The sequence below is a fragment of the Subtercola boreus genome (assembly GCF_003399625.1).
GTDB classification, from domain to species: Bacteria; Actinomycetota; Actinomycetes; order Actinomycetales; family Microbacteriaceae; genus Subtercola; species Subtercola boreus_C.
The window spans coordinates 87,414-112,675 of sequence record NZ_NBXA01000006.1; the positions used below are offsets into that span (position 1 = coordinate 87,414).

The window sequence follows — 25,262 nt, forward strand, 5'->3', positions numbered from 1 at the left end:
CGTTGGTGAGTCGGACATGGTGTTCAGAGGGTGTCCGTGATAAAAAGTTACCACACACAACATATTGCGGATGCTGGGCTGGTGTCAAAGGGCTGGCACACTGTCTTCGAACATCGATCCGGGAGGCCCCATGGTTCTGGCCAGTGCGCCTCGCCGCCTGTCGCCCGGCGTCGGCAACAGCAACGACCAGACCCGTCGGCACAATCTCTCGACCGTGCTGACCTTCCTGCACCACGGTGGCCCCCAGTCCCGGGCGCAGCTCACCGGTCTCTCCGCCCTGAACCGGTCGACCACCGGCGCCCTCGTCGCCGAACTCGACGAGCTCGGCCTGGCCTATGAGACGGAACCCGCCGATTCCGGCCGGGTGGGTCGGCCGAGTCCCATCGTTCACGCGAACGGGAAGGTCGTGGCGATCACGGTCAACCCCGACATCGACGCGGTCACGGTCGGCATCGTCGGGCTCGGCGGTCTACTGCATCACCTGGTGCGCCGCGAGACGGATGCGGTGCCGACGGTCGGGGCGAGCATCCGGATCGTGCAGGAAATTCTCGAGGGGATGCGCGACGAGCTCCAGGCCGAGTTCCGCGTAGCGGGGGTGGGGATCGCCGTGCCCGGGCTCGTGAACTCGCGGGACGGCGTCGTCGCGCTCGCCCCGCACCTCGGCTGGCGTGACGAACCGGTCGCCGAACCCTTCGCCGCAGCCCTCGGGCTCCGTGCCGCGGTGGCCAACGATGCCGCGCTCGCGACCGTGGCAGAAAGCATCTTCGGCGCAGGCCGCGGCGTGCAGGATCTCGTCTACCTCAACGGCAGCGCGAGCGGCATCGGGGGCGGCGTCCTCGCGGGCGGGGTGATGCTGCGCGGCAGCCGGGGCTACGCCGCAGAACTCGGCCACACGCTGGTGAACAGTTCGGGCATCCGGTGCCACTGCGGCAAGCGCGGGTGCCTCGAGACCGAGGTGAACCTCGGGCTTCTGCTGCAGGTGCTCGGGCGGGACAGCGCCGGGCTCGACGAGGTCGACGCGCTGATCGCGGCGGTTCCGGATGCCCGACCCGAGATCGAGCGCCAACTCGACGTGCTGGCGCTCGCCATCGGCACCTTCGTCAGCGTGTTCAACCCTGAGTCGATTATCCTGGGCGGTTTTCTCGGGTCGCTGTACGAGGCCGACCCCGCGCGGCTCCGCGCTTCCGTCGAGGCCGCATCCGTCGTCGGGCTGGCCGAGCCGGTGCGTCTCGAGCGAGCCCAGCTCCGTTCCCGGCTGCTGACGACGGGTGCCGCGGAGCTGGTCTTCGCCGACCTGCTGGCCGACCCTGCCGGAACGGTGTTCTGAGGCGGAGGTGCTGACGGGCATCCCTCGCTCGCGGTAGTCTCTCGCCATGAGAATTCTGCTCGTGGGTGCCGGTGGTGTCGGAAACTCGATCGCGAAGATCGCGGCGAGGCGTGCCTTCTTCGAGGTGATCGTCGTCACCGACTACGACCTGGCCCGGGCGGAGTCGACCGTAGCCTGGATCCAGGCGAAGCACGGACCGGAGGTTGCACAGAAGTTCCTGGCCGACCGGATCGACGCCTCCGACGCGTCGAGTGTCGAAGAGGTAGCCCGCAAGCACGGAGCGACCCACGTCATGAACGCTGTCGAGCCGCGTTTCGTGCAGGCGATCTTCGCCGGTGCGCTCGCAGCCGGAGCGAACTACCTCGACATGGCGATGAGCCTCTCGGAGCCGCACCCGACCGAGCCGCACTCCGAGACCGGCATCAAGCTGGGTGACGACCAGTTCGCCCAGGCCGCCGACTGGGAGAAGGCGGGCACTCTCGCGCTCGTCGGCATGGGCGTCGAGCCCGGGCTCAGCGACGTGTTCGCACGCTACGCCGCAGACCATCTCTTCAGCGACATCGACGAGCTCGGTACGCGCGACGGGGCGAACCTGGTCGTCCGGGATGAGTCGGGGGAGGAGATCTTCGCACCGTCGTTCAGTATCTGGACCACCATCGAGGAGTGCCTGAACCCGCCGGTCGTGTGGGAGAAGGAGCGCGGCTGGTACACCACCGAGCCGTTCAGTGAGCCGGAGATCTTCGACTTTCCCGATGGCATCGGGCCGGTCGAGTGCGTGAACGTGGAGCACGAAGAGGTGCTGCTGATGCCGCGGTGGGTCGATGCGAAGCGGGTGACCTTCAAATACGGGCTGGGCAACGAGTTCATCTCCATTCTGAAGACGCTCCACCAGCTCGGACTCGACAAGACGGCGCCGTTGACCGTGCGCTCGGCCGCCGGCCCGGTGGCTGTCTCGCCTCGTGATGTCGTGGCGGCGGGGCTCCCCGACCCGGCGACGCTCGGACCCCGGATGACCGGCAAGACCTGCGCGGGACTGTGGGTGACAGGCACGGGGCTCGACGGGCAGGCGCGGGAGGTCTACCTCTACCACGTGGCCGACAACGAGTGGACGATGCGCGAGTACGAGTCCCAGTGCGTGGTCTGGCAGACGGCGCTCAACCCCGTGATCGCGCTGGAACTGCTGGCGCTCGGGGTATGGGGCGGGGTCGGTGTGCTCGGTCCCGAGGCGTTCGACGCGCTGCCGTTCCTCGAGCTGATGGCTCTGCCGGTCGAGGAGGGCGGCTACGGACAGGCCTGGGGGCTCGAGGACCGCGCGGTCTGATGCATTGAGGTTTGCTCGGTTTTAAGCTACCGTTGCGTGACTCTGTCTCGCCACGAAAGTTGGACCACCATGACCCTGCGCGCCTCCTCCCGACCGTCCGGCCTCGGCCGACGCGTTGTCGCCACCCTCGCGTTGATCGGCGCGGCCGTCTTCGTGGGCGGTGTCGCTGCCGCGCCCGCGAGCGCCGCGCCGTTCGACGTGTTCTTCGCATCGGGCAACCCGGATTTTGGCTCTGCGAAGGCGGGGACTGTGGTGATCCGGGAGTTCGACATCACGAACGGTGGTGACGATTCGATAGCGATCGATCCTGCTCCTCTCACTTCCCTGACGGGACCGTTCACCGTGACCGCAGGGAGTTTCTCCGCACTGACCGTCATACCGAAGAACGGACACGGCACGTTCAAGGTGACTTACACGGTGCCTGCGGTCGGAACGGTCTCTTCCGTTCCGGTGACGCTGGTTGTGACCGATCAGGCCGACAACAAGACCAAGAACCTGGCGCTCACGTTCAAGGGAACGTCGATCGCCACGAATCCGGCGCACTTCACCGCCACAACCGCGGGAGGCGGCACATCAGCCGACTTCGGCACCGTCAGCCTCGGCGGGTTCGCCACGCAGGAGGTCACCCTCAACGTCGACGGCGTGCTGCCGATCCGTTTCTCGACGAATGACATCAGCATCGTCGACTCGGCGGGGAATCCGCTACCGACCGTGAAGATCACCGCGTCCTCCTTCGGCTCCGTCGGCGCGATCATCGCCCCGGGAGGCACGGCAGCATTCGAACTGACCTATTCGCCTCTCGCCACGGGTTCGTTCACGGGGAGTGCGAGAGTGGGTGGGTTCGCAGTTACGGGAACCGTCGAGACGGCTGCGCTGGTTGTGGCCGTGCCGCTGTCCGGGGCTGCGGCCGCAGTCACCCCGACCACGCCGCCCGCGACTCCGCCGGCGACGCCCGGGGCCACCGCCACGCCCGTTCCGACCGGGACGTCGACGTCGACCGCCGGGGTAGTCGTTCCGCGGCCCGGGACCGGCGGCCAAACGGGATCGCTCGCCGAGACCGGAGCGCCCGTCGTCGGAATCGTCGGCCTCGGTGTGCTCGTCGCAGTGCTCGGTTTCGGCGCTCTTGCTGGCCTGGCCGTGGCTCGTCGGCGCCGCGCGCGCAACTCGTAGCAATCGCTGGAGGTTCCGGCTGGCGGACAGAAATCACCGGCCGGAACCTGTAGCGTAAAGCCATGGCTGACAACGCAGGCAAAGAAGCAGAAGAGATCTGGATCGGCGACGTGCACGTCGCGAACATTCGCCGGGAGAACGGGCACGGAGACCGCCCGTTTATCGTCGAGAGTCTCACCGGCTCCGAACTCCACACGGCTGCCGACAAGCATGCCGCCGAGCTCTGGATCGCATTGCATTCCGACGCCATCACCGAGAACGAACTCGGCTAGAACCCATCCCCACTAGATCCCAACCCCGAACGGCCCGCATCGAGCGGGCCGTTCGTCGTACGGCCTGTGTTCCCGGATGCGGGTACGGGTACGGCACTGTTGTGGCGGAGAATGGGGGATTCGAACCCCCGAGAGCTTTCACTCAACACGCTTTCCAAGCGTGCGCCATAGGCCACTAGGCGAATTCTCCTGGCGGGCCGCCTCCCCGGTAGAGAAACGACCAAAGAGCATCCTACGGCATTCCCGCTGATCGCTCGAATCAGTAGCGCACGGCCGCCAACGCCTCCGGGATCGGGGTGTCGCCGCTGATCGCCTCGAACTGGGCGCGGATGGCGATTCCGTCGATGAGGGAAGCCGCGATCAGGGCGGCGACATCGTGGCGTGGGATCGTTCCCCGTCCGGTGCTCTCGGCGAGCATGACCTCGCCCGTGCCGGGGTCATTGGTCAGCCCGCCGGGACGGATGATGGTCCAGTCCAGATCGCGCTCACGGAGGTTCGCATCCGCTGCTGCCTTCGCGGCGAGATAGATCTGGAAAACGTCGTCGGATTCCGGGTCGAAGTCGTCCGCCCCCATCGAGGAGACCAGCACGTAACGGCGGATGCCCGCGCTCTCCGCTGCGTCGGCCAGCAGGATCGCGCCGTCCCGGTCGACGGTGTTCTTCCGTTCAGCCGTCGAATTCGGACCCGCCCCTGCCGCGAAGACCACCGCGTCCACACCTGTGAGGTCGAGTGCGAGGGTGGCGGCATCCACCTTCTCGAGGTCGATGACGACAGGGATGCCGCCGGCGGCCAGCACGTCGCTGGCCTGCTCCGGATTGCGGATGATCGCCACTGCCTCGTGGCCCTGGTCGGACAGCAGTTTCTCGAGGTGGAGGGCGATAACTCCGTGGCCGCCGGCGATTGCGATTCTCATGCCTCCATCCAACGCCCCGGGGCGTGATCTGCCAAGTCGGCGACCCGGGACACGGGTGCGCGACTCGGAGGGAGCTACTGTCGGCTAAACTGGTCACCGGCTCCCCGCGTGGCGCCATCCAGGCCAACTCCCCCAGGGCAGAAATGCAGCAAGGGTAACCGGGCTCTGGCGGGTGCGCGGGGGGTCCTTTCTGTTTCGACGGCGTTCCGCTGGGCTTCCACTGGAGCCCAGACCTCTTCTCGCTCACAGCCGACAGACTGCTGATCATCAGTCCACAGGGGGTGCGCACCCAGCCCCGGCTCCCTAGGGTGGAACCGGCGACCCGCACAGCAGGGCCGCCTGGACCGCAAGGAGAACCGTGGCTCGCAGCATCTACATCACTTCTGCCGAGGGGCACTCGGGCAAATCGACCATCGCCCTCGGCGTGCTCGACATTCTCGGGCGGAACGTCGGCCGGGTGGGTGTGTTCCGCCCGATTGCGAGATCGGTTCACGAGCGCGATTATGTGCTCGAGATGCTGCTGGAGCACGACGGTGTCGCCCTCGAGTACGACGACGCGATAGGCGTCTCGTACGAGGAGGTGCACGCCGACGCGGATGCTGCGCTCTCGCGCATCGTCGAGCGTTACAAAGCCGTCGAACGCCGCTGCGACTCGGTCGTCATCCTCGGCTCCGACTACACCGACGTCGGCAGCCCCTCGGAGCTCTCCTTCAATGCGCGGATCGCTGCCAACCTCGGCGCCCCCGTGCTGCTCGTGCTGGGTGGCCGGGCGGGCCAGGGTGCCACCGAACTCCTCGGTCACTCCGACGCCCGTAGCCCTGATGACATGCGGCAGATCACCGAGCTGGCCCTGGTGGAGCTGAAGGCGGCTCACGCGACACTGCTCGGAATCGTGGCGAACCGCAGCGACCCGGAGAACCTCGAGAAGATCCGCGATTCGATCGCACGGGCGGCAGCCGACGCTCTCTCGGCGCTGGCGATCTCGACGTCGGTCGATGCGAAGCGCTCCCGGGTGCCGATCTGGTCGATTCCCGAAGACCGGCTGCTCGTCGCGCCGAGCATGGCGAACCTCGTCGAGTCGACCGGTGGAGTCATGATCAAGGGCGATCCGCGCCTGCTGGGTCGCGAGGCGCTCGGCGTGGTGGTGGCCGGCATGTCGATGGTGAACGTTCTGCCCCGGCTCATGGAGGGCGCCGTCGTGGTCATCCCCGGCGATCGCACAGAGGTTCTGCTGGCTGCGCTGATGGCCAACGCTTCGGCGACGTTCCCGAGCCTGTCGGGAATCATCCTGAACGGTGGCTTCGACCTCCCGGAGCCCATTGAACGACTGATCGACGGGTTGGAGGCCTCGCTTCCGATCATCAGCACGCCGCTCGGCACCTACGACACCGCGGTGCGGATCACCTCGACGAGGGGCCGGCTGGCTGCGGACTCGCAGCGCAAGTACGACAGCGCGCTCGCGCTGTTCGAGCAGTACGTCGACGGCGCGAAACTTCTCGAACTGCTCGACATCAGTTCTTCGACCGTCATCACCCCGCTGATGTTCGAATACGGGCTCATCGACCGCGCCCGTTCGGCCCAGAAGCACATCGTGCTGCCCGAGGGGACGGATGACCGGGTGCTGCGTGCCGCCGCAACCGTTCTGACGCGGGGCATCGCACGCCTCACCATCCTCGGGGAAGAAGACGAGATCCGCTCGCGCGCGACGTCGCTCGGCATCACCCTCGACGACGCAGACATCGTGAGCCCGTTCGACCCCGAACTCAGGGAGCGGTTCGCCGAACAGTACGCGAGCATCCGGGCGCACCGCGGCATCACCCTCGACATGGCGAGGGACACGGTGAGCGACGTCTCGTACTTCGGAACGATGATGGTGCACCTCGGGCTGGCCGACGGAATGGTGTCCGGGGCAGCGCACACCACGGCCCACACGATCCGGCCCGCCTTCGAGATCATCAAGACCCGCCCCGAGGTGTCTGTGGTGTCGAGCGTGTTCCTGATGGCGCTCGCCGACCGGGTGCTCGTCTACGGCGACTGCGCGGTCATCCCGGACCCGACGGCGACGCAACTGGCTGACATCGCGATCTCGTCGTCGGAGACGGCTGTGCAGTTCGGCATCGACCCCCGGGTCGCCATGCTGTCGTACTCGACAGGCGTCTCGGGATCTGGGGCGGATGTCGAGAAGGTGCGGGAGGCGACGGCGTTCGTGCGCTCGCGCCGGCCCGACCTGCTCGTGGAGGGGCCGATCCAGTACGACGCAGCCGCGGATGCAGCGGTTGCGGCGGCGAAGATGCCCGGCTCAGAGGTGGCGGGTCGCGCGACCGTGTTCATCTTCCCCGACCTGAACACGGGGAACAACACCTACAAGGCGGTGCAGCGGAGCGCCGGCGCGATCGCGGTCGGCCCGGTGCTGCAGGGCCTGAACAAACCGATCAACGATCTCTCGAGGGGAGCCCTCGTGCAGGACATCGTCAACACGATCGCCATCACCGCCATCCAGGCCGCAACCGTCGTGGCTCCGGTCCGGACGCCGGCCGGAGCCGGGCTGTGAGCGCCGTTCTCGTCATCAACAGCGGTTCGTCGTCGCTGAAGTACCAACTGCTCGAGATGACGGGCGAGACCGTGCTGGCGAGTGGACTCATCGAGAGGATCGGGGAGGATGCCGGCTCGGTCAAGCACACGGTGTCAGCCAGCTCGACGGCGGGCGATGCTGCCGACGAGACGTTCCGGGGATCGGAGCCGGTGGCGGACCACGCCGCGGCGTTCCGGGTCATGATCGAGGCCTTCGCGTCGCACGGGCCCTCGCTCACCGAGAACCCGCCGATCGTGGTGGGTCACCGGGTCGTGCACGGGGGCAAGCGGTTCTTCGAACCGACTGTCGTCACCGACCTCGTGAAGATCAACATCGAAGATCTCTCCGAGCTCGCACCGCTGCACAACCCGGCGAACCTCGATGGCATCACGGCGGCGCAGGTGGCCTTTCCCGACGTGCCCCACGTCGCGGTGTTCGACACCGCGTTCCACGCGACTCTTCCCGCGGCGGCCTACACCTACGCCATTGACAGAGAGCTCGCGGACAAGCATCGGGTGCGCCGTTACGGGTTTCACGGAACCTCCCACAAGTTCGTCTCCGAGGTCGCGGCAGAGTTCCTCGGCCGCGACCTGGAACAGCTGAAGACCATCGTGCTGCACCTCGGCAACGGGGCGTCGGCGTGCGCTGTCGACGGTGGCCGGTCTGTCGACACCTCGATGGGTCTCACCCCGCTCGAAGGCCTGGTGATGGGCACCCGGTCGGGCGATCTCGATCCGGCCGTGCTCGTGCACCTGCACCGGAGGGCCGGCCTCGGCTTCGACGAGCTCGACACGCTGCTGAACCGGCGAAGTGGGCTGATCGGTCTGAGCGGGCGGGGAGACATGCGCGACGTCGTCGAGGCGGGTGACTCGGGTGATGAGGCAGCAGCGCTGGCGCTCGACGTGTACCTGCACCGGCTGAAGCACTACGTGGGCTCGTATATCGCGGTACTCGGCGGAGTCGACGCGATCGTCTTCACGGCCGGGGTGGGGGAGAACAGCGTGGCTGTGCGCGGTCGCGCGCTGGAGGGCCTCGAACGGTTGGGCATCCGGATCGACCCGCAGCGGAACGCGTCGGGGGAGCGCGGGCCGCGCCTCATCTCTGCAGACGACTCGGCGGTGGCCGTGCTCGTGGTGCCGACGAACGAGGAGCTGGAGATCGCCCGGCAGTCGCTGTCCGTGATCTGATTCAGTCGGCGATGAGGCGCTTCCCGAGACTGACGGTGTGGTCGGGCGCGTAGCCCAGTGCTTCGTAGAAGGCGAGCACGCCCTCGTTTCCCGCTCGCACCTGCAGGTTCAGTTTCGGGCATCCGATGCTGATGAGCAGACGTTCCGCCTCGGCCATGAAGGCCCGTCCGTGACCGTGGCCGCGGTGCTCGGGTGAGACAGCCAGGTAGTTCACCCAGCCCCGATGGCCGTCGAAGCCCACCATCACGCTGCCGACGACCTCGCCGCCGGGCGTCTCCTCGTCGACGCCGACCAGGAACAGCTCCGGCTGCACGGTGAGCTTCCGTTGAATGTCTGTGAGCGGGTCGTTCCAGGGGCGAACAAGTCCGCAGGCGTTCCACAGGGCTATGACGGTCTCGGTGTCTGAGGGATCGAACGGGCGAATCAGCATCGTTCGAGCTTAGAAGATCGGTTCCGCCCGCTCTCCACAGGGCCCGTCTGGTCGTGACCTCTCCACAGGTTCTGCGGCGGGGGGCCGGGCGTCAGTGGTGGCGGATACGATTGCTCCATGGTCACAGCCCTTTACCGCCGCTACAGGCCTGAGACGTTCGGCGAGATGATCGGCCAGTCGCAGGTCACCGAGCCGTTGATGACGGCGCTGCGCACGAACAGGGTGAACCACGCCTACCTCTTCAGTGGCCCCCGGGGATGCGGCAAGACCACCTCGGCGCGCATCCTCGCCCGCTGCCTCAACTGCGCGGAGGGCCCGACCGACACGCCGTGCGGGGTCTGCCCGAGCTGTGTCGAGCTCTCCCGCGACGGATCCGGTTCGCTCGATGTGGTCGAGATCGACGCGGCGAGCCACAACGGTGTCGATGACGCGAGAGACCTCCGCGAGCGTGCGGTGTTCGCTCCCGCCCGCGACCGGTACAAGATCTTCATCCTCGACGAGGCGCACATGGTCACGCCGCAGGGCTTCAATGCGCTGCTGAAGATCGTCGAAGAGCCTCCGGAGCACATCAAGTTCATCTTCGCGACGACGGAGCCCGACAAGGTCATCGGAACGATCCGGTCGCGCACGCACCACTACCCCTTCCGGCTCATCCCGCCCGCGCAACTGCTCGAATACGTGCAGGCGCTCTCGGAGATCGAGGGCATCACGGCAGCGCCCGGGGTGCTTCCTCTCGTGGTGAGGGCGGGTGGAGGATCCGCCCGGGACACCCTGTCGCTGCTCGACCAGCTGATCGCGGGCTCCGAGAGCAACACCATCGAGTACGAACGCGCTGTGGCGCTGCTCGGCTACACCCACGCGTCGCTTCTCGGCGAGGTGATCGACGCACTCGGTGCCCACGACTCGGAGGGTGCCTTCGGTGCGGTCGACCGGGTGATCCAGACGGGGCAGGATCCGCGCCGGTTCGTCGAAGACCTCCTCGAACGCCTGCGTGACGTCATCATCGTCTCCGCGACGCGGTCAGCAGAAGGCGCGGCAGCGGTTCTCCGGGGAATGCCGAGCGACGACATCCTGCAGATGCAGCAGCAGGCCGCCCTGTTCGGTTCGGCCGAACTGTCCCGCACGGCGGACATCGTGAATGCTGCCCTCACCGAGATGACGGGTGCGACCTCGCCCCGCCTGCACCTCGAGCTGATGATCGCACGGGTGCTGGTTCCGGCGAGCGACGACACTGCCCGGGGCGCGCTGGCTCGCGTCGAACGGCTCGAACGCCGCGTGGGCGTAGACGGTGCGATCGAGGGGGCGACGGCGATCCCGGCCGGTGGCTCCGCCGGATCCGGCTCGTCTGTTGCCGGCGTGGTGGGTTCTGGTTCGGTAGCTTCCGGTACACGGGCAGTCGTAGCTGGTGACGGATCGTCGAACCGCACCGGCTCCGATTCGGGTTCCGGGGCATCGTCGCGGGCCAGGGCCACCGACTCGCCGCCCGAACGCGCCTACAGCATCGATCGGCCGTCCGGTTCGTTTGCCGTGGCAGGTGCGCCGGTACAGGAGCCACGGGCTGAGGCCGCGCCAGAGCCCGCGCCCACTGCGCCCCGCGGTGACGCTCCTGCAGGCAGTGCGGCTGCGGGCGATGCGACGGATGTCGACGCGCCGACCGTCGCTCCGCACGATGTCGGTGCTCCGCCAGCGTCAGCTCCTGCTTCTGCTCCCGCCTCTGCGGGGGCGTCAGCGTCTGCCGCTGCGGAAGTTGCTGCGCCTGCCGCTGCGGGCGTGACACCGCCGGCCACGACCGGCTCGCCGGTGACCTTCGCGCAGCTGCGCGATTCCTGGCCGCAGATCCTTGAGACCGTCGAGAAGAGCAAGCGGTCGGCATGGATGGTCGTCTACACCGGCTCGATCCGGGCGCTCGAGGGCGATGTTCTGACGCTGACGTTCCCGAGCCAGAACGATGTCGACAACTTCAAGCAGCAGCAGGTTCCGGGCCAGGGTGTCAGCGAGGTGCTCCGCCAGGCCATCGTCGACGTGCTCGGGCTCCGGGTGAAGTTCATCGCTCGTGTCGACGCAACGAATCCCGGCTCGCCCGAGGCCAGGGCCGCCGCGGGGGTCCCCAACACTGGCGGGGGGCCGGCGGTGGCGTCATCCGTTACTGCGTCGCCCACTACCGCGGCTCGGGTGCCTGCGACGTCGGTGCCTACGACGTCGGTCCCTACGACGTCGGTGCCGACGACGTCCGTGCCTACGACGTCTGCGCCGGCCGCGACACCCACCACCGCTCCCACCTCGCCCGGCCGGCAGCAGCAGGACGCCGCGGGCACACCCCTCGGTCGCCCGGCCACGTCGGGCGGAGCCCCGACCACCTCGTGGCCCGTTGTGGCGATCCCCGTGTCGAGCCCCGAGCCCGAGGAACCGGTGCGCGTGGGCTCGGTGGCGGTCGACATTCCGCGATCCGCCGACCGGGGGCCCTCCGCCTCGGCCGCCGCCACCCCGCGGGCGGAGATTCGGGCATCGGAGATCCCGGCATCCGAGATCCCGGACGACATCCCCGAGGACATCCCCGAGGGGAACGTTCCCGACTTCGACCCGTCCGCGTCATGGGCCGGCGCCGATGACGACATCCCCCTGGCGACCGGTCCCTCCGACGAGTCGTTCGGCCTGCCGCCGAGGGCACCCGCACCCCGCCAGAATTCGATCCAGCCACCGGCCGCGTCGACGACGCCGAGCTCGACCCCGCCGGCTGCGACCGCACGCCCGGGTCGGTCCGCGGCATCCGATCGACCCGTTCCCCAGTTCGGTGAGAAGCAGCGTTACGGGGAGGCGGTCGTGCGGGAGATCCTCGGTGCGAGCTTCATCGAGGAACGTCCCGTGGTGCCGCGTCGGGCGCCCGAGCGGGAAGGCTAGGCCGTGTACGAGGGAATCATTCAGGAACTGATCGACGAGCTCGGACGGCTGCCCGGCATCGGTCCGAAGTCCGCACAGCGCATCGCCTTCCACATTCTGCAGACGGAGTCGTTCGACGTCACCCGGCTTGCCGAGGTGCTCATCGAGGTGCGCGACAAGGTGCACTTCTGTTCGATCTGCGGAAACGTCTCGGAGCAGGACACCTGCGCGATCTGCCGCGATCCGCGACGGTCGCAGAATGTCATCTGCGTGGTCGAGGAGGCCAAGGACGTGGTGGCCATCGAGCGCACGCGCGAGTTCCGTGGGCTCTACCACGTGCTCGGTGGAGCGATCAGCCCGATCGACGGTATCGGCCCCGACAACCTGCGCATCCGGGAACTCATGAGGCGTCTCGCAGACGCTACGGTCGAAGAGGTCATCATCGCCACGGACCCCAACCTCGAAGGCGAGGCGACGGCCACCTATCTGTCGCGCCTGCTCACGACACTGGAGATCCGGGTCACGCGACTGGCATCCGGGCTGCCGGTGGGCGGCGATCTCGAGTACGCCGACGAGGTCACCCTCGGTCGTGCGTTCGAGGGCCGACGGCTGGTCGAGCAGTAGCATGCGCTGGCGTCCTCCTGCTCCCGGGCACGGCGCCGGTACGCCGGGCGGTCGCGGTGGTTCCGCCGCTGACGGCTCCACCCCACCTGCCGTTCCACGCCCACCCGAACATCCCCATAACACGACGGGAGAGACCACCCCGCCTCACGAGCACGACGGAACAACGCCCGGCACACGGGCGCCCGAGTGGCTCGGAGACCCCGGCCTGCTCGCCGCCTTCTGGCGGTACGAGCGTGCGCTGATGACGAACGACGTGCCCGAGCTCGACGAACTCTTCGCAGGCGGGAGCGGAACCGTGCGGAGTGAGGCCGGATCGGCCCTGGTGGGCCACGACAACATCGCCGTGTTCCGCGCGGCGCGGCCCCCTGTTCCCGCGCGTTTCCTCCGCCGCGTGCACCTGCGCCCGATCTCCGAAGACGCGGCAGTGATCATTGCCGAGACTCTGCGGGGAGACCGTGGAACCGGCAGCCAGACGCAACTGTGGCAGCGCGTCGACGGCAGGTGGGCCGTCACGGTCGCGCATGTCTCGACCGTGCCCGGGATGCAGTTCAGCTCACCGACGCTCACGGCAGCCGAAGCGCGGGCGATCTGGGCCACGCCCGAAGATCGACGTCCGCTTTCGTCGTCTGTCGCCTACCCGGACGGCACGGACCGCGTCGGAACGCTCGCCGGGGTGCGGGTTGCCGTGAAAGATCTGTTCGCCATCGCCGGCGAGACCATCGGCGCCGGCAATCCGAGCTACCGCGCCAGCCGGAATCCCGAGACCGCGACGGCTCCGGCGGTGGCGGCGCTCGCACACGAGGGCGCCGAGATCACCGGGCTCGCCCAGACCGATGAGCTGGCGTTCTCGATCGCGGGAACCAACGTGCACTACGGCACGCCGCCGAACCCTGCTGCCCCGGGACGCATCCCCGGTGGGTCCACGAGTGGTCCTGCCTCGGCGGTGGCGCTCGGGCTCGCCGACCTCGGGCTCGGCACCGACACTGCCGGCTCCATTCGGGTGCCGGGGTCGTACACGGGGCTCTACGGTCTCCGCACCACCCACGATGCCGTGTCCCGCGAGGGTCTCGTTCCGCTTGCTCCCGGGTTCGACACCGTCGGCCTTCTTGCGCGGGAGCTCCCGGTGCTGGCGGCAGGCACCCGTGCCCTGCTCTCCACCGGGGTCGGTCTGAACGCGTCAGCAGAGCAGTCGCAGATCTCGACCCTCCTGGTCGACCCTGCTCTCACCGCGCTGGCTGATCCGGATGCGCGCCTGAGTCTCGAGGCCGGTGTGCGTGCGCTCTCCCTCGCCTCGGGAGCGCAGGTGGTGCAGAGCGCGGCTGCCGTGGCGCTCGATCCGGCGGAGCTCGAGCAGTGGTTCGACGCCTTCCGCACAGTGCAGCAGTACGAGGCCTGGGGGTCAGACAGTGCATTCGTCGAGGCGAATCCCGGGGCGCTCGACCCGGCGATTGCCGAGCGGTTCCGTCTTGCCAGCGGCATCACAGAGGGCGAGGCCCGGGATGCTCGGCAGATCCTTGCGAAGGCAACCCTCCGGCTGGAGCAGCTGGTGCCCTCCGGCACTGCGCTCGCGCTGCCGTCGACCTCAGGACCGGCCCCGGCCCTCGATGCCTCGCCGGCCGAGATCGATCGCGTACGCGGTGCGACCCTCCGCCTGACCTGCCTTGCGTCGCTGTCGGGGCTCCCCGCCCTCACCCTGCCCTACGGCCGGGTCGGCACACTGCCGGTCGGGCTCTGCCTGATCGGTGCCCGCGGGGCCGATCTTCAGCTCATCGGGCTGGCAACCCCGCGCCACTGACGAGGGAGCGGGAGAGGCAGTGGCCAGAGGTGCGGCCGTTCGTCAGCAGCCGGGCCTCACCTCGACCGTGCCCGATCCATCGGCCTCGCCCCCGGCTCGCCCCACGTCGTCGGGACACCCGGTGCCGCCGCCCGCCGGTGCGGTCATGATCTGGTAGCTCATTTTCGTGGTGCCACCCGAGTTGATCGCCGTCACCGCGAAGTCCGAGGTACCCGCTGTCCGCGGCTTACCTGCCAGGGAGCAGTCAGAGGTGGTCAGGGTGATGCCGGAGGGGAGGGTTCCCGCCGTGACAGAGCACTTCGCCGGAGCGCTGCCGGTCGGTGCGAGATGGTAGCTGTAGGCGGCACCGACCTTCGCTGTACGGAGAGTTCCCGACGGGGTGAGGGATGGGGCCTTCTGGTTCACGACGAGCTCGAACGTGCTGGTCGCATCCGGTCCGGCCAGGTTGTGGGCGACCAGCGTCACCGACACCGCTGCCTCTGACGTGGGAGTGCCGGAGAGCTGACCCGTGGCGGCGTCGAACGCCATGCCGTCGGGGAGGTCCCCGCGGAGGCTCAGAGTGGGTGAGGGTGTTCCCCGGGCTTCGAAGACGTGGCTGTACCAGACACCGACCGTGGCGGCCTGGAGGGAGTCGGCGAGGATCCACGGAGCCTCCGGTACCGCCGGCGCCCGGCCAGAGACGGTCTCGTTCAGGGAATTCGACGCGTAGACCTTGCCGAGGCTCTCGTCGACGGCGACCCCGTGCGGCGCCTTGCCGAGAGGCAGCTCGAGGATGGGCGGAGAGGCGGCTGTCACATCGAACTGCGACACCGTGATGCCGAGCGAATTGCCGACGAAGGCGTCGTGCGTTCCTGGATCGATGGCGACGGCCAGGGGAGCCCGGCCCACAGCGACCGTCGACACCACCGGGGCAGGCAGCGTGACATCGAAGCGCGAGGCCGTGTTGTCGCGCAGGTTGGCGACGACTGCCGTGTGGCTGGTCGGATCGATGGCGATTCCCGAGGGGGAGGATCCGACCCCGACGGTCGTGATGGCGGTCGCCGGAGTGCTGCCATCGGCCGCCGACGTGCGTGCCGCGAAGAGGGAGACGGTGTTGTCCCGCGTGTTCGTGACCGCGACCACTCCGGCGCGGGAATCCACGGCGATCCCGACGGGCTCCTGACCGACGGGAACGCTCCTGATCGCGGGACTGCCAGCACCCGGCGAGCCGTCGAAGGAGAGGACACTGTTCGTCGAGGAACTGGTCACGTAGACGAGGTGTGTCGATGGATCGAGGGCGAGCCCCGCGGGATGATCGACCCGGATGGCGACGACGGCCGTCGGATCCGGATCGTCGGCATCGAATGCCGAGACGGTGCCGGAGTCGGAGTCGGCGACGAACACCCGCCTCGCCCCTTCGTCGACGACGATGGCGACAGGATGGCTGCCCACCTTCACCCGGGTGACCGGCTGCACATCCAGGCTGCCGTCGAACAGCGCGATTTCGTCGGAGGACGAGTCGGCCACGAAGACCATGTGCGTCGTGCTGTCGACGGCCACGGCTCCCGGTGTGCCACCGACGTGAGTGAAGGAGCTGGAGAACGCCTGCGCGCCCAGAGGTGCCCCGACCGACAGCAGTCCGACCGACAGCAGGAGGGAGCCGACGAGGAGTACAGGGCAGACGAACGCGGCATGGGTCACGGTCGTTCGTGTGGGGGCGATCCGGGCGTCCCGGCCGGTCAGGGTCTTCATGCCGCCACCCTACTGAGCATTGCTCGATTAAGCCAGAGCGGACACCAGCGTTCCGATGTCCGCCGCGGCGAGCGGAACCCGCGTGCCGCCGGTCACCAACGAGGCGAACCCGCCGTCCGAGGCCATGATGGTGATCGTGTAGAGCTTCTCGGTCGCCGAGGTGTTCACGATCCGGTGCTCCGAGCCCGGCTGCAGGGTCAGCACGTCGCCCGGCCCGAGGGGGAGCGTCGCCTCATCCGAGTGGGCTGCCCCGGTTCCGGCGAGCACGATGAACGTCTCCGCAGAGTCGGCGTGCGAGTTGAGGGGCTGCGCGCCTCCGGGTTCCCAGATCTCGAGGAAGACACTCGCGGAGCTGCCCTGCGCGGGGCCGGCGAGTTCGGCGAGCACGACCGTGTCGCCTTCGCTGATGAGGTGGCCGGGAAGGTCGGCGATGTTGCGGACGATGGGTGCGGCTCCGGGCACGGAGGACTCCTCGGGGTCGGGGTTCGAACAACTAGGATGGGGAGTCGCCTTTCACCGTGATGTCGGGAGCACCCCCCAGTGAGTTTGATCGTACAGAAGTACGGCGGATCCTCCGTCGCCGATGCCGAGAGCATCAAGCGCGTGGCCAAGCGCATCGTCGAGACCCGCAAGGCCGGCAACGAGGTCGTGGTCGCCGTGAGTGCCATGGGCGACTCGACCGACGAGCTGCTCGACCTGGCTCACCAGGTCACGCCGATTCCTGCCCCCCGCGAGCTCGACATGCTGCTGACGGCCGGTGAGCGCATCTCGATGGCGCTCCTGGCGATGTCGATCCGGAGCATGGGCCACGATGCCCGGTCGTTCACCGGCAGCCAGGCAGGCATGATCACGGATGCCCGGCACGGCCAGGCCCGCATCGTCGACGTGACCCCTGGGCGGGTCCGCGACGCTCTCGACGAGGGCGCCATCGCGATCGTCGCCGGTTTCCAGGGCTTCAACCGCGGCACCGGGGACATCACGACTCTCGGGCGGGGCGGTTCCGACACGACCGCCGTGGCGCTCGCCGCAGCGCTCGGCGCGGACGTCTGCGAGATCTACACCGACGTCGACGGCATCTACACCGCCGACCCGAGGCTCGTACCGCGCGCGCGGAAGATCGACCGCATCTCGAGCGAGGAGATGCTCGAGCTCGCGGCGAACGGTGCGAAGGTGCTCTACATCCGTGCCGTCGAATACGCCAGGCGCCATGGCGTCACCCTGCACGTGCGCTCCTCGTTCAACAACAACGAGGGCACCATCGTCTACAACGCACCCGAACAGCCCGCCCCGGACACGGCACGAGAGAACAGCGAGACACCTGTGGAAGAGCCACTCATCGCGGGGGTCGCGACCGACCTCAGCGAAGCGAAGATCACCGTCGTCGGCGTTCCCGACATCCCCGGCAAGGCCGCCCAGATCTTCAACATCGTCGCGAAGACCGGCGCGAACATCGACATGATCGTGCAGAACGTCTCGGCCGCGTCGACCGGGCTCACCGACATCTCGTTCACGCTGCCGAAGTCCGACGGCCAGACCGTGCTCACCGCCCTGACCGCCGAGCAGGGCGACGTGGGGTTCAAGGCCCTGCAGTACGACGACCAGATCGGCAAGCTCGCACTGGTCGGCGCAGGGATGCGCACCAACGCCGGCGTCTCGGCGAAGCTGTTCACAGCACTGTACGAGGCGGGGATCAACATCGAGATGATCTCGACGAGCGAGATCCGCATCTCTGTCGTGACCCGCGCCGACACCGTGAACGATGCGCTGCGGGTGGTCCACGCCGCGTTCGGCCTGGACTCCGACGACGAGGCGATCGTGCACGGCGGCACGGGCCGCTGACGCGGACAGCGTCACACCGGGCATCCGGCTACCGGCGATCGGTACACTGGATGCTCGGACAAGAGGGATGGGCCAAGTGGGTACTTCAGGGTTGAACGTCGGTGTCGTGGGTGCGACCGGGCAGGTCGGCAAGGTCATGCGCCAGCTGCTCGAGGAGCGAGACTTCCCGATTGCGAGCATCCGGTTCTTCTCCTCGGCACGTTCGGCCGGCACCACGCTCACGTTCCGAGGCGAGCAGGTCGTCGTCGAAGACGCCGCGACCGCCGATCCGTCCGGTCTCGACATCGCCCTCTTCTCTGCCGGTGCGACCGGTTCCAGGGCGCTCGCCCCGGTGTTCGCTGCCGCGGGGGTGACCGTGATCGACAACTCCAGCGCCTGGCGGATGGACCCCGATGTGCCGCTGGTAGTGAGCGAGGTCAACCCGCACGCGATCGACGAGGCCCGGAAGGGCATCATCGCGAACCCGAACTGCACCACGATGGCCGCGATGCCCGTGTTGAAGGTGCTGCATGCCGAGGCCGGTCTCGAGCGACTCATCGTGAGCACCTACCAGGCCGTCTCCGGCAGTGGCCTCGCCGGCGCCGAGGAGCTCGCCACGCAGGCCGAGGCCGCGGTCGCCTCCGGAAGGCTGCTCGACCTCGTGCACGACGGGGCGTCCGTCGAGTTCCCCGAGCCCGTCAAGTACGTGCGGCCGATCGCCTTCGACGTGATCCCGCTCGCGGGTTCGCTGGTGGATGACGGCTCCAACGAGACCGACGAAGAGAAGAAGCTCCGTAACGAGAGCCGCAAGATCCTCGAACTCCCGGGCCTGCTCGTGAGCGGCACCTGTGTGCGCGTACCCGTCTTCACCGGACACTCGCTCTCGGTCAACGCCGAGTTCTCCCAGCCGATCAGCCCCGAGCGGGTCACCGAGCTGCTGGGGAGTGCCCCCGGCGTCGAGCTGTCGGAGGTTCCGACCCCCCTTCAGGCCGCCGGGAACGACCCCAGCTACGTCGGCCGGATCCGGCAGGATGAGGGCGTTCCGAATGGGCGCGGCATCGCGCTGTTCATCAGCAATGACAACCTGCGGAAGGGCGCCGCTCTGAACGCTGTGCAGATCGCCGAGATCTTCGCCCGCCGCGCTGCGGAATCTCCTATGCACGCCGAGCCCGAGGCCGCCACAATAGGAGCATGACCGACACCGGCAGGGACCCCCTCTCGAACATCAGGCTCTCCGACTCCGAACGGAGTGCGGCAGTTGCCAGGATCGAGGCCCATGCCAGACAGGGGCGCCTGAAGCCGTCCGAGGTCGTCGAGCGTTCGAACGCAGTGCGTTCGGCGCTCACACGGGGTGATCTGGCGCCGGTGTTCCGCGACCTGCCGGACGATGATGACATCGAGGATGCCCGCTATCCAGCCTCCTTCCCGTCTCCGTCGGCGCAGGGCTTCGACACCCCGCACAAACCGACCTTCGACGCCGAGCTGCCGAGAACCGGCCAGCGCGGCTCGACCAGCGTGCTGATCGTCTCGATCGCTCCTTTTGTGGCCCTCGTGCTCTTCTTCATCACGGCGCACTTCTTCGGATACGCCTATGCATGGCTGTGGTTCCTGCTCGTGCCGGTCACCGGAATCCTCGTCTACGGCGGGAGCGGCCGCGGCCCCGGCCGCGATCGGGACGGGGATCGACGGAGAGATCGTGACTGACTGAGATTTTCTCAGCTATGATGAGAAGGTCATGTCCTCCTTCCTTCTCCTCATCGTCATCCCCGCCTGCACACTCGCCTGGGCGGCTGCCTCCCTCCTGGTCGCCTTCGCCTTCGGGCGAGCCGTTCGCCGTGCCGAACGGGAACTCGCCGGCTCCCGCGGGGTGTGGAGGCCCGTGGTACTCCGCGACCCCTGCCCGGGGCTCCACCGGTTCACCCAATCGGGTGTTCTCCGTGAAGACGCACCCCCCGAATGGGCTACGCTCCGGTAAAGACCAGCCACCCTGGCCGGTCGCCGAGCGGCGGGGTGCGGCAATGTCAGTCCTGGTGACTCGTCGGCAACTGTTCGCGGGGGCGGCGGCCGGCACCGCAGTCGTTGCGCTGCCGACACTGGTGGGCAGCGCGGCATCGGCCTCCGCCGCCACGCGGTACGCACCCTTTCCAGTCGGCTACTCCACCGGCTCCTCTCTGCTCTTCGAGACCCACGCGAACATCGCGAAGACGCTCGACACGATCGTCGCATCGGGCGGAACGCTGGTTCGCTTCGACATCATGTGGGTGCTTGCACAGCCCACGCAGACAACCTTCGACTGGGGCATCTTCGACTATGCGGTCTCGGAGTCCCGCGCACGCAACCTCACGATCCTCGGGATCATCACGACCTGCCCCCGCTGGGCGGCCCTGAACGGCGGCAATGACGGCGGCACGATGCGGCCGAAGACGACAGCGCTCTACGCCACGTTCGCCGGTGTCGTCGCGAAGCGGTACAAGGGGAAGATCGCAGCCTACGAGATCTGGAACGAACCGAATTCGAGGGACTACTACGCTCCCGATCCGGATCCCACCTTCTACGGCCAGATGGTGAAGGCCGCCTATCCGAAGATCAAGGCGGCGGACCCGGCGGCGACCGTCATCGCGGGGGTGCTCGGCCCGGCGCCCGATGCCGACGGGATGATGAACCCGATCCGGTTCGCCACGGCCATGTACGCCGCGGGCGCGGGTGGATTCTTCGACGCGTTCTCGTTCCACCCCTACGACTTCACACAGGACCTCGCGAAGGCGTCGCTCTGGGACAACACGCCCGCCCGGCGGATGATCGAGATCCACGCCCTCATGAAGGCCAACGGCGACGGCCAGAAGAAGATCTGGATCACCGAGTTCGGGGCTCCCACCGGCACAGGGGGAGTGACAGAGGCGAAACAGGCCGGCCTGATCCACGATTCGCTCATCGAATGGGGAGAGGTCTCCTACGCCGGTCCGTTCCTCATCTTCACGGTCACCGACAACACGAATGAGACGTTCGGCGTCGTCTCGTCGACGTTCGTCGCCAAGCAGTCCCTCGACGTCGTCAAGCAGCTCCAGGCCTCGGGGCTCCCGCTCGGCACGAGGGGCAAGGCGTTCAAGGCGAACGCCGATCCCGCGCTCGGTGCGGTGGTCTCCGTGAACTATCCGATGGGCACCGGCGCCGCCCAGGAGTGCGAGAACGGCACTCGGTACCAGACGCCGAACGGCTGGTTCAGCTCACCGCCGGCCGTCGCGACGCTGGCCCGGCGGTACCAGTTCGTGCAGAAGACCTCCTTCGCCAACACATACCAGGACTACGACAGGAAGGGCGGCTTCCGCATCTTCTACACGGCTGCGACGGGTGCCCATGCCGTGGCCGGCGTCATCCTCGCGAAGTGGACGTCTGCCCTCGGGGCGGCGAAGACCGACGAGTACACGTACGCCGCCGACGGAAGCAGGGCGAACGACTTCCAGCACGGCCGGATCGTCTGGTCGGCGACGACCGGCATCGTCACCGTGACGCGGTACTGATCGAGGGCCGGTCGCTCTCGGCCGGCTTCTTCGTCGTTCGGAGCGACCGGATGGCCGGGCGTTCGACGAACCGGTAGCTGAGGGAGGCGATCGCGACGGCGACGGCGAAGACCAGCGCGGTGTTCCACACCCAGCCGGACCAGTCGTTGCCCGCGATCCAGCCGAGCCGGTAGAGAACGATGATCACCGGGAAGTGCCAGACGTAGAGGCTCAGGGAGATGGTTCCGAGCCAGAAGAGCACCCGGTTGTCGAGGATGCGGGCGAATCCCCAGGTCTTTCCACTCTTCAGCGGGATCATCAGCAGCAGAACGAGACCGGTGCTGAAGATCGCGAAGAAGACGCCGATGAACGTGGGGAAACGGAGGAAGCTGATGCCCGACGCCACGAGACCGACCGGAACGAGGATCCAGGCCAGCGTTCGCACGGGGAGTCGGCCGAAACGGAACCCGCCGCGGCGGTACCAGACCGAGACCGCGACGCCGACGAGCATGCCCCAGCCGAAGTTGTCGGCCCAGCTGAAGAAGCTCCGAGTGAAGACCGCCTGCCACGTTGCGCCCCACTCCGAGTCGAGCAGGCTGATGCCGCTCTGCCGGAGCCAGAGTACCGAGGCGATGTGCGAGGCGACACCGATGGCGACCAGCAGGATGCCCGGCAGCGCTGCGGCGAGCACCCTGTTCATCTTCAGGCGACGGGCGAGCGTGGCAGCCCCGACGCAGAAGACGGGCAGCAGCAGGTAGAACGTCAGCTCGCTCGTCAGTGTCCAGGAGGCGCTCAGCCCGGTCTGAAGCTCCCGGGGGACGACGTTCTGAACGAGAGTGAGGTGCGCCAGCACAGACCAGGGGTTCGTGATCATTCCGGTGCCCGCGTCGTTGTCGGCGTGCACGGTCTTCATGGCGTTCGTCACGAACACGGCGCTGAGCGCGAAGTTGGCGACCAGGAACGCGACGACGTAGGCCGGGTACACCCGGAAGAAGCGCGCCCTGGCGTACTTTCTGAGCGAGGGGAGTGGGCGATCATCCAGAATCGCGTTCAGGAACGGCCAGTAGATCAGCACGCCAGACAGGACGAAGAACACGACGATCGCCTGGCCGAGGATCTCGATGTGCAGGGTGTTGAGCACCTGGGGGTTGAACTGGGCTGTCGCGTGAACGAGCACGACGCAGATCGCGAGCACGCCACGCAGTCCGTCGAGGCCGATGAAGCGCTTCGGCAGCGTGTTGTTCGCGGGCATCAGGAGCTGCTGGCTCATGGTGTGAGAGCCCCCTGTCGCTGAGGGATGAACGCGGTCTGCGGCGAACGGATGCCAGGTATCGGCCCGAGAGGCCGGCCTCCCGCGACGCCCAGGTTCATCAGCAGGATCGAGAAGGCCATCGTGAGCGGCGGCTGGGTGACGACGGGGAAGTCGAGTTGGAAGGCCACGATCACGAGGCCGAAGAAGACCGCGCCCATCATGCCGAACCCGATGTCGTCTGAACGGAGGCCCCGCACGGAGATGGCGAGACCCACGATGAGCAGTGCCAGAAAGGCGAGACCGGCGAAGATGCCGCCGCGGTAGACCACGAGGAGGGGTGTGTTCGCCACATGGTTGACCAGATAGCCGTAGTACGAGTCGGTGAACTCCCGGAGCGCCCAGCCACGGCCGAACAGCCAGTGGCCTTCGAGCTGCCCGGGGTAGTTCGCGTAGGCCGCGAACCGGTCGAGGGCGCCCTTGTCGGAGTTGCTGAACGAATTCGTGAGGCGGCCGGCGATGCTCGGGGTGAGGGCGAGGAAGGCCAGAGCGATCGCACTCACCAGGCCGATCACGATGCGTCGCACGGTCGACTGCTTCTGCACGATCAGCACGATGAATGCCGCGAAGATCACCGCGAGGATGGCCGAGCGGCTGAGCGTTGCGGCGATCCCCAGCGTGAGCACGACCATTGTCACAACCCGCGCGGAGCCCCTGAACACGAAGGCAGCGACCCCCAGCGCCATGACGAAGAAGAGGCCGGCGGTGTTCGGGTCGGTGTAGAGACCGGTCGCCCGCACCGACAGGGAGCCGCTGACCTCGACGGTTCGAACGATCGGGCTGCCTGCGCCGCCGTAGCCGACGAACGTCAGCCCCTGCACGAAGGAACCGGTCTTGTCGACGACGCTCAGGATGATCGACAGCACGGCGCCGATGCAGGTGCCGACCACGTAGGAGCGGCTGAGGGCGATGCGGAGAAGGGGCGACATCCAGACGCCGACGCAGACCAGCACGGAGGCGAGAGCCCAGCGCGCCCACTGGTTCAGCGCCTCAGCGCCGTCGAAGGTGGCGATCATGGAGATCAGGCAGGCGGCGATGGTGACCGCCATCCAGATCGCCAGCGTCGTCGTGCGGGTCTCCCGGCGCCGCTCGCGCGCATGGCCGACCGCGACGACGACGAAGAGTGCGGCGAGGAAGAACACGAGCTGGGTGCCGGTTCCGGGCAGTGTGGCGAAGGGGGCGGCGCCGAGTACGAGCCCGAAGAGCCAGCCGTAGAGAGCTGGCCTCCGGATGCCCGCGAGCAGGAGCAGTGGCGACACGAGCACGAGCAGTCCGACCGAGATCGAGATGAACGAGCCCTGGCGGAGCGCGGCGAAGATGATTCCGACGCCCACCACGACGGCGACGACGACCAGGATGCGGCGGCGCATCACGCGAGCCACTCTGCGACGGCGGTGTGGGGCACGCGTGATTCCCAGCGCTGCCGGTTCTCTTCGTAGAGGCGAGCGCCCTCCTGCCGGGACGCCGCACGATCGAGCAGCAGGCGCCGGGCGGCCGCGACGAAGTCGTCTTCGGTGTTGCTGGCCCGGAGGTCGAACATGCCGCCGAGTGACCCGATGGCGGTGCCGGTGGCGACCAGCGGGATGCCGCGCCTCACCGCATCGAGGATCTTGACCCGCACGCCGCCGCCGGTGCGGAGGGGGGCGAGGATGGCGCGGCTCGAGTTGAGCGCACCGTCGAGGTCGTCGACGAAGCCGAGGTCGCGAACGCCGTCCGGCAGCGGAATCAGTCGGCCGGGCTTTCCGATGATGACGAGTTCGGCATCCGGAATTCCCGCTGCGATCCGCGGCCACCAGGCGAGGAGCTGCTCGTAGCCCTCCTGGTTGGGCGCCCAGGTGCGGTCGCCCAGGAAGGCGAGGCGCGCTGCCAGTGTGCTCGTGACGCGGGGCCGGTTCGAGGCTCAGCTCGAGCCAGCGGGCGTGCGCGACACCCTGCGCCCGGTACTGCTCGGCCTCCTCGGCGTCATAGGTGGCGAGGGAGCGAGCCAGGCGGGCGACCCGGAGCTGGTCGCGTTCGATCGCGGATCTCTGCACCCGCCCGACGATGCCGTGCGAGGAATGCCAGACGTACGACTCCGACACGACCGAGTTGACCCGGAGGTCACCGCCCGTTCTCGACGAGTCGGCGAACGATTCGGCCATGTAGGAGTGGTCGGCCACGAAGGTGTCCGCGCCGCTCGACTCGATGGCGCGGGTGAGGGCCGGCACCCTGAAACGGGTGTGCACGAGGCTCTGGCGCTCGCGCGCCGCTCTCAGCAGCAGGTGCGGTGCGGACACCCGCGGCTTCTCGACCAGGATGTTCGTGCCGCGGGCACCGGAGGTCTTCGACAGGCAGATGTAGCGCACCGCGTACGCTTCGGCGGCGAGCTCCATCACGAGTGAGGCCATAGCCATGTCACCGGTTCGTTCGAGCACCGGGT

21 protein-coding genes, 1 tRNA gene and 1 other RNA gene are annotated in these 25,262 nt (G+C 68.0%); 15 read left to right on the forward strand and 8 right to left on the reverse strand.

Translation table 11 applies throughout. The features are described 5' to 3' along the window. Positions 1-130: 130 nt before the first annotated feature. The 4 genes from B7R21_RS03490 to B7R21_RS03505 all read left to right on the forward strand — a co-directional run bounded on the left by B7R21_RS03490 (position 131) and on the right by B7R21_RS03505 (position 4,090). Positions 131-1,327: an ROK family protein gene (locus B7R21_RS03490; RefSeq protein WP_116281867.1), complete on the forward strand. Its 1,197-nt coding sequence runs from the start codon at positions 131-133 to the stop codon at positions 1,325-1,327. Positions 1,328-1,373: 46 nt separating this feature from the next. Next, the gene (locus B7R21_RS03495; protein WP_116281868.1) at positions 1,374-2,648 is read left to right on the forward strand and encodes a saccharopine dehydrogenase family protein; all 1,275 of its coding nucleotides are present in this window, start codon (positions 1,374-1,376) and stop codon (positions 2,646-2,648) included. Between the two features lie 69 nt (positions 2,649-2,717). Beyond that, positions 2,718-3,818, forward strand: coding sequence for a hypothetical protein (locus B7R21_RS03500; RefSeq protein ID WP_116281869.1), 1,101 nt, complete (start codon positions 2,718-2,720; stop codon positions 3,816-3,818). 62 nt (positions 3,819-3,880) lie between these two features. Continuing rightward, positions 3,881-4,090 carry a hypothetical protein gene (locus tag B7R21_RS03505; RefSeq protein ID WP_116281870.1) on the forward strand — a complete coding sequence of 70 codons (210 nt, stop codon included), beginning with the start codon at positions 3,881-3,883 and terminating at the stop codon, positions 4,088-4,090. Positions 4,091-4,192: 102 nt separating this feature from the next. Here the strand turns inward: B7R21_RS03505 and B7R21_RS03510 are convergent. Together B7R21_RS03510 and B7R21_RS03515 are read right to left on the reverse strand one after the other, a co-directional pair. Then, positions 4,193-4,280, reverse strand: a tRNA-Ser gene (locus B7R21_RS03510). Positions 4,281-4,349: 69 nt separating this feature from the next. Next, positions 4,350-5,003 (reverse strand): SDR family oxidoreductase, encoded by a 654-nt coding sequence (locus B7R21_RS03515; protein ID WP_116281871.1) that lies wholly within the window; start codon positions 5,001-5,003, stop codon positions 4,350-4,352. A 95-nt stretch (positions 5,004-5,098) separates the two neighbouring features. Between B7R21_RS03515 and ffs the strand changes: the two genes are divergently transcribed. The 3 genes from ffs to B7R21_RS03530 all read left to right on the forward strand — a co-directional run bounded on the left by ffs (position 5,099) and on the right by B7R21_RS03530 (position 8,762). Then, an RNA gene (gene ffs / locus B7R21_RS03520) (signal recognition particle sRNA small type) lies at positions 5,099-5,195 on the forward strand. 166 nt (positions 5,196-5,361) lie between these two features. Beyond that, entirely contained in the window at positions 5,362-7,554 is a 2,193-nt protein-coding gene (pta, locus tag B7R21_RS03525) for a phosphate acetyltransferase (protein WP_116281872.1), read from the forward strand. Next, positions 7,551-8,762 (forward strand): acetate/propionate family kinase, encoded by a 1,212-nt coding sequence (locus tag B7R21_RS03530; RefSeq protein ID WP_116281873.1) that lies wholly within the window; start codon positions 7,551-7,553, stop codon positions 8,760-8,762. Before pta ends, B7R21_RS03530 begins: the two co-directional genes overlap by 4 nt. Position 8,763: 1 nt before the next feature. On the opposite strand, the gene B7R21_RS03535 is transcribed toward B7R21_RS03530, so the two are convergent. After that, positions 8,764-9,192: a GNAT family acetyltransferase gene (locus tag B7R21_RS03535; RefSeq protein WP_116281874.1), complete on the reverse strand. Its 429-nt coding sequence runs from the start codon at positions 9,190-9,192 to the stop codon at positions 8,764-8,766. 117 nt (positions 9,193-9,309) lie between these two features. On the opposite strand from B7R21_RS03535, the gene B7R21_RS03540 reads away from it, so the two are divergent. The 3 genes from B7R21_RS03540 to B7R21_RS03550 are packed head-to-tail and all read left to right on the forward strand — an operon-like array spanning position 9,310 to position 14,488. Next, positions 9,310-12,090: a DNA polymerase III subunit gamma and tau gene (locus B7R21_RS03540; RefSeq protein WP_116281875.1), complete on the forward strand. Its 2,781-nt coding sequence runs from the start codon at positions 9,310-9,312 to the stop codon at positions 12,088-12,090. 3 nt (positions 12,091-12,093) lie between these two features. Continuing rightward, positions 12,094-12,693 (forward strand): recombination mediator RecR, encoded by a 600-nt coding sequence (recR, locus tag B7R21_RS03545; protein ID WP_116281876.1) that lies wholly within the window; start codon positions 12,094-12,096, stop codon positions 12,691-12,693. Between the two features lies 1 nt (position 12,694). Continuing rightward, on the forward strand, positions 12,695-14,488 hold the full coding sequence (locus tag B7R21_RS03550; RefSeq protein WP_116281877.1) for an AtzH-like domain-containing protein: 1,794 nt from the start codon (positions 12,695-12,697) through the stop codon (positions 14,486-14,488). Positions 14,489-14,530: 42 nt separating this feature from the next. Here the strand turns inward: B7R21_RS03550 and B7R21_RS03555 are convergent, their stop codons facing one another. Beyond that, on the reverse strand, positions 14,531-16,219 hold the full coding sequence (locus B7R21_RS03555; protein ID WP_116281878.1) for a putative Ig domain-containing protein: 1,689 nt from the start codon (positions 16,217-16,219) through the stop codon (positions 14,531-14,533). A 27-nt stretch (positions 16,220-16,246) separates the two neighbouring features. Next, positions 16,247-16,681 carry a cupin domain-containing protein gene (locus B7R21_RS03560; protein WP_116281879.1) on the reverse strand — a complete coding sequence of 145 codons (435 nt, stop codon included), beginning with the start codon at positions 16,679-16,681 and terminating at the stop codon, positions 16,247-16,249. A 78-nt stretch (positions 16,682-16,759) separates the two neighbouring features. On the opposite strand from B7R21_RS03560, the gene B7R21_RS03565 reads away from it, so the two are divergent. From B7R21_RS03565 to B7R21_RS03580, 5 genes are all read left to right on the forward strand, one after another. After that, complete coding sequence (locus tag B7R21_RS03565; protein WP_116281880.1) at positions 16,760-18,058, forward strand: aspartate kinase; 1,299 nt, start codon at positions 16,760-16,762, stop codon at positions 18,056-18,058. A 67-nt stretch (positions 18,059-18,125) separates the two neighbouring features. Continuing rightward, positions 18,126-19,232 (forward strand): aspartate-semialdehyde dehydrogenase, encoded by a 1,107-nt coding sequence (locus B7R21_RS03570; RefSeq protein ID WP_116281881.1) that lies wholly within the window; start codon positions 18,126-18,128, stop codon positions 19,230-19,232. Continuing rightward, complete coding sequence (locus B7R21_RS03575) at positions 19,229-19,741, forward strand: DUF1707 SHOCT-like domain-containing protein (RefSeq protein ID WP_116281882.1); 513 nt, start codon at positions 19,229-19,231, stop codon at positions 19,739-19,741. Before B7R21_RS03570 ends, B7R21_RS03575 begins: the two co-directional genes overlap by 4 nt. Before the next feature lie 31 nt (positions 19,742-19,772). Beyond that, positions 19,773-20,012 carry a hypothetical protein gene (locus B7R21_RS19955; RefSeq protein ID WP_172592033.1) on the forward strand — a complete coding sequence of 80 codons (240 nt, stop codon included), beginning with the start codon at positions 19,773-19,775 and terminating at the stop codon, positions 20,010-20,012. 43 nt (positions 20,013-20,055) lie between these two features. Beyond that, entirely contained in the window at positions 20,056-21,555 is a 1,500-nt protein-coding gene (locus B7R21_RS03580) for a cellulase family glycosylhydrolase (protein WP_172592034.1), read from the forward strand. On the opposite strand, the gene B7R21_RS03585 is transcribed toward B7R21_RS03580, so the two are convergent. The 3 genes from B7R21_RS03585 to B7R21_RS20370 are packed head-to-tail and all read right to left on the reverse strand — an operon-like array spanning position 21,536 to position 24,713. After that, positions 21,536-22,804 (reverse strand): acyltransferase family protein, encoded by a 1,269-nt coding sequence (locus B7R21_RS03585; RefSeq protein ID WP_116281884.1) that lies wholly within the window; start codon positions 22,802-22,804, stop codon positions 21,536-21,538. The two genes, B7R21_RS03580 and B7R21_RS03585, sit on opposite strands and share 20 nt — an antisense overlap. Next, positions 22,801-24,213, reverse strand: a complete 1,413-nt coding sequence (locus B7R21_RS03590) for an O-antigen ligase family protein (protein ID WP_116281885.1) — start codon at positions 24,211-24,213, stop codon at positions 22,801-22,803. The genes B7R21_RS03585 and B7R21_RS03590 overlap by 4 nt, the downstream gene beginning before the upstream one ends. Further along, positions 24,213-24,713, reverse strand: coding sequence for a glycosyltransferase family 4 protein (locus B7R21_RS20370; protein WP_216364099.1), 501 nt, complete (start codon positions 24,711-24,713; stop codon positions 24,213-24,215). The genes B7R21_RS03590 and B7R21_RS20370 overlap by 1 nt, the downstream gene beginning before the upstream one ends. Positions 24,714-25,262 lie beyond the last annotated feature (549 nt).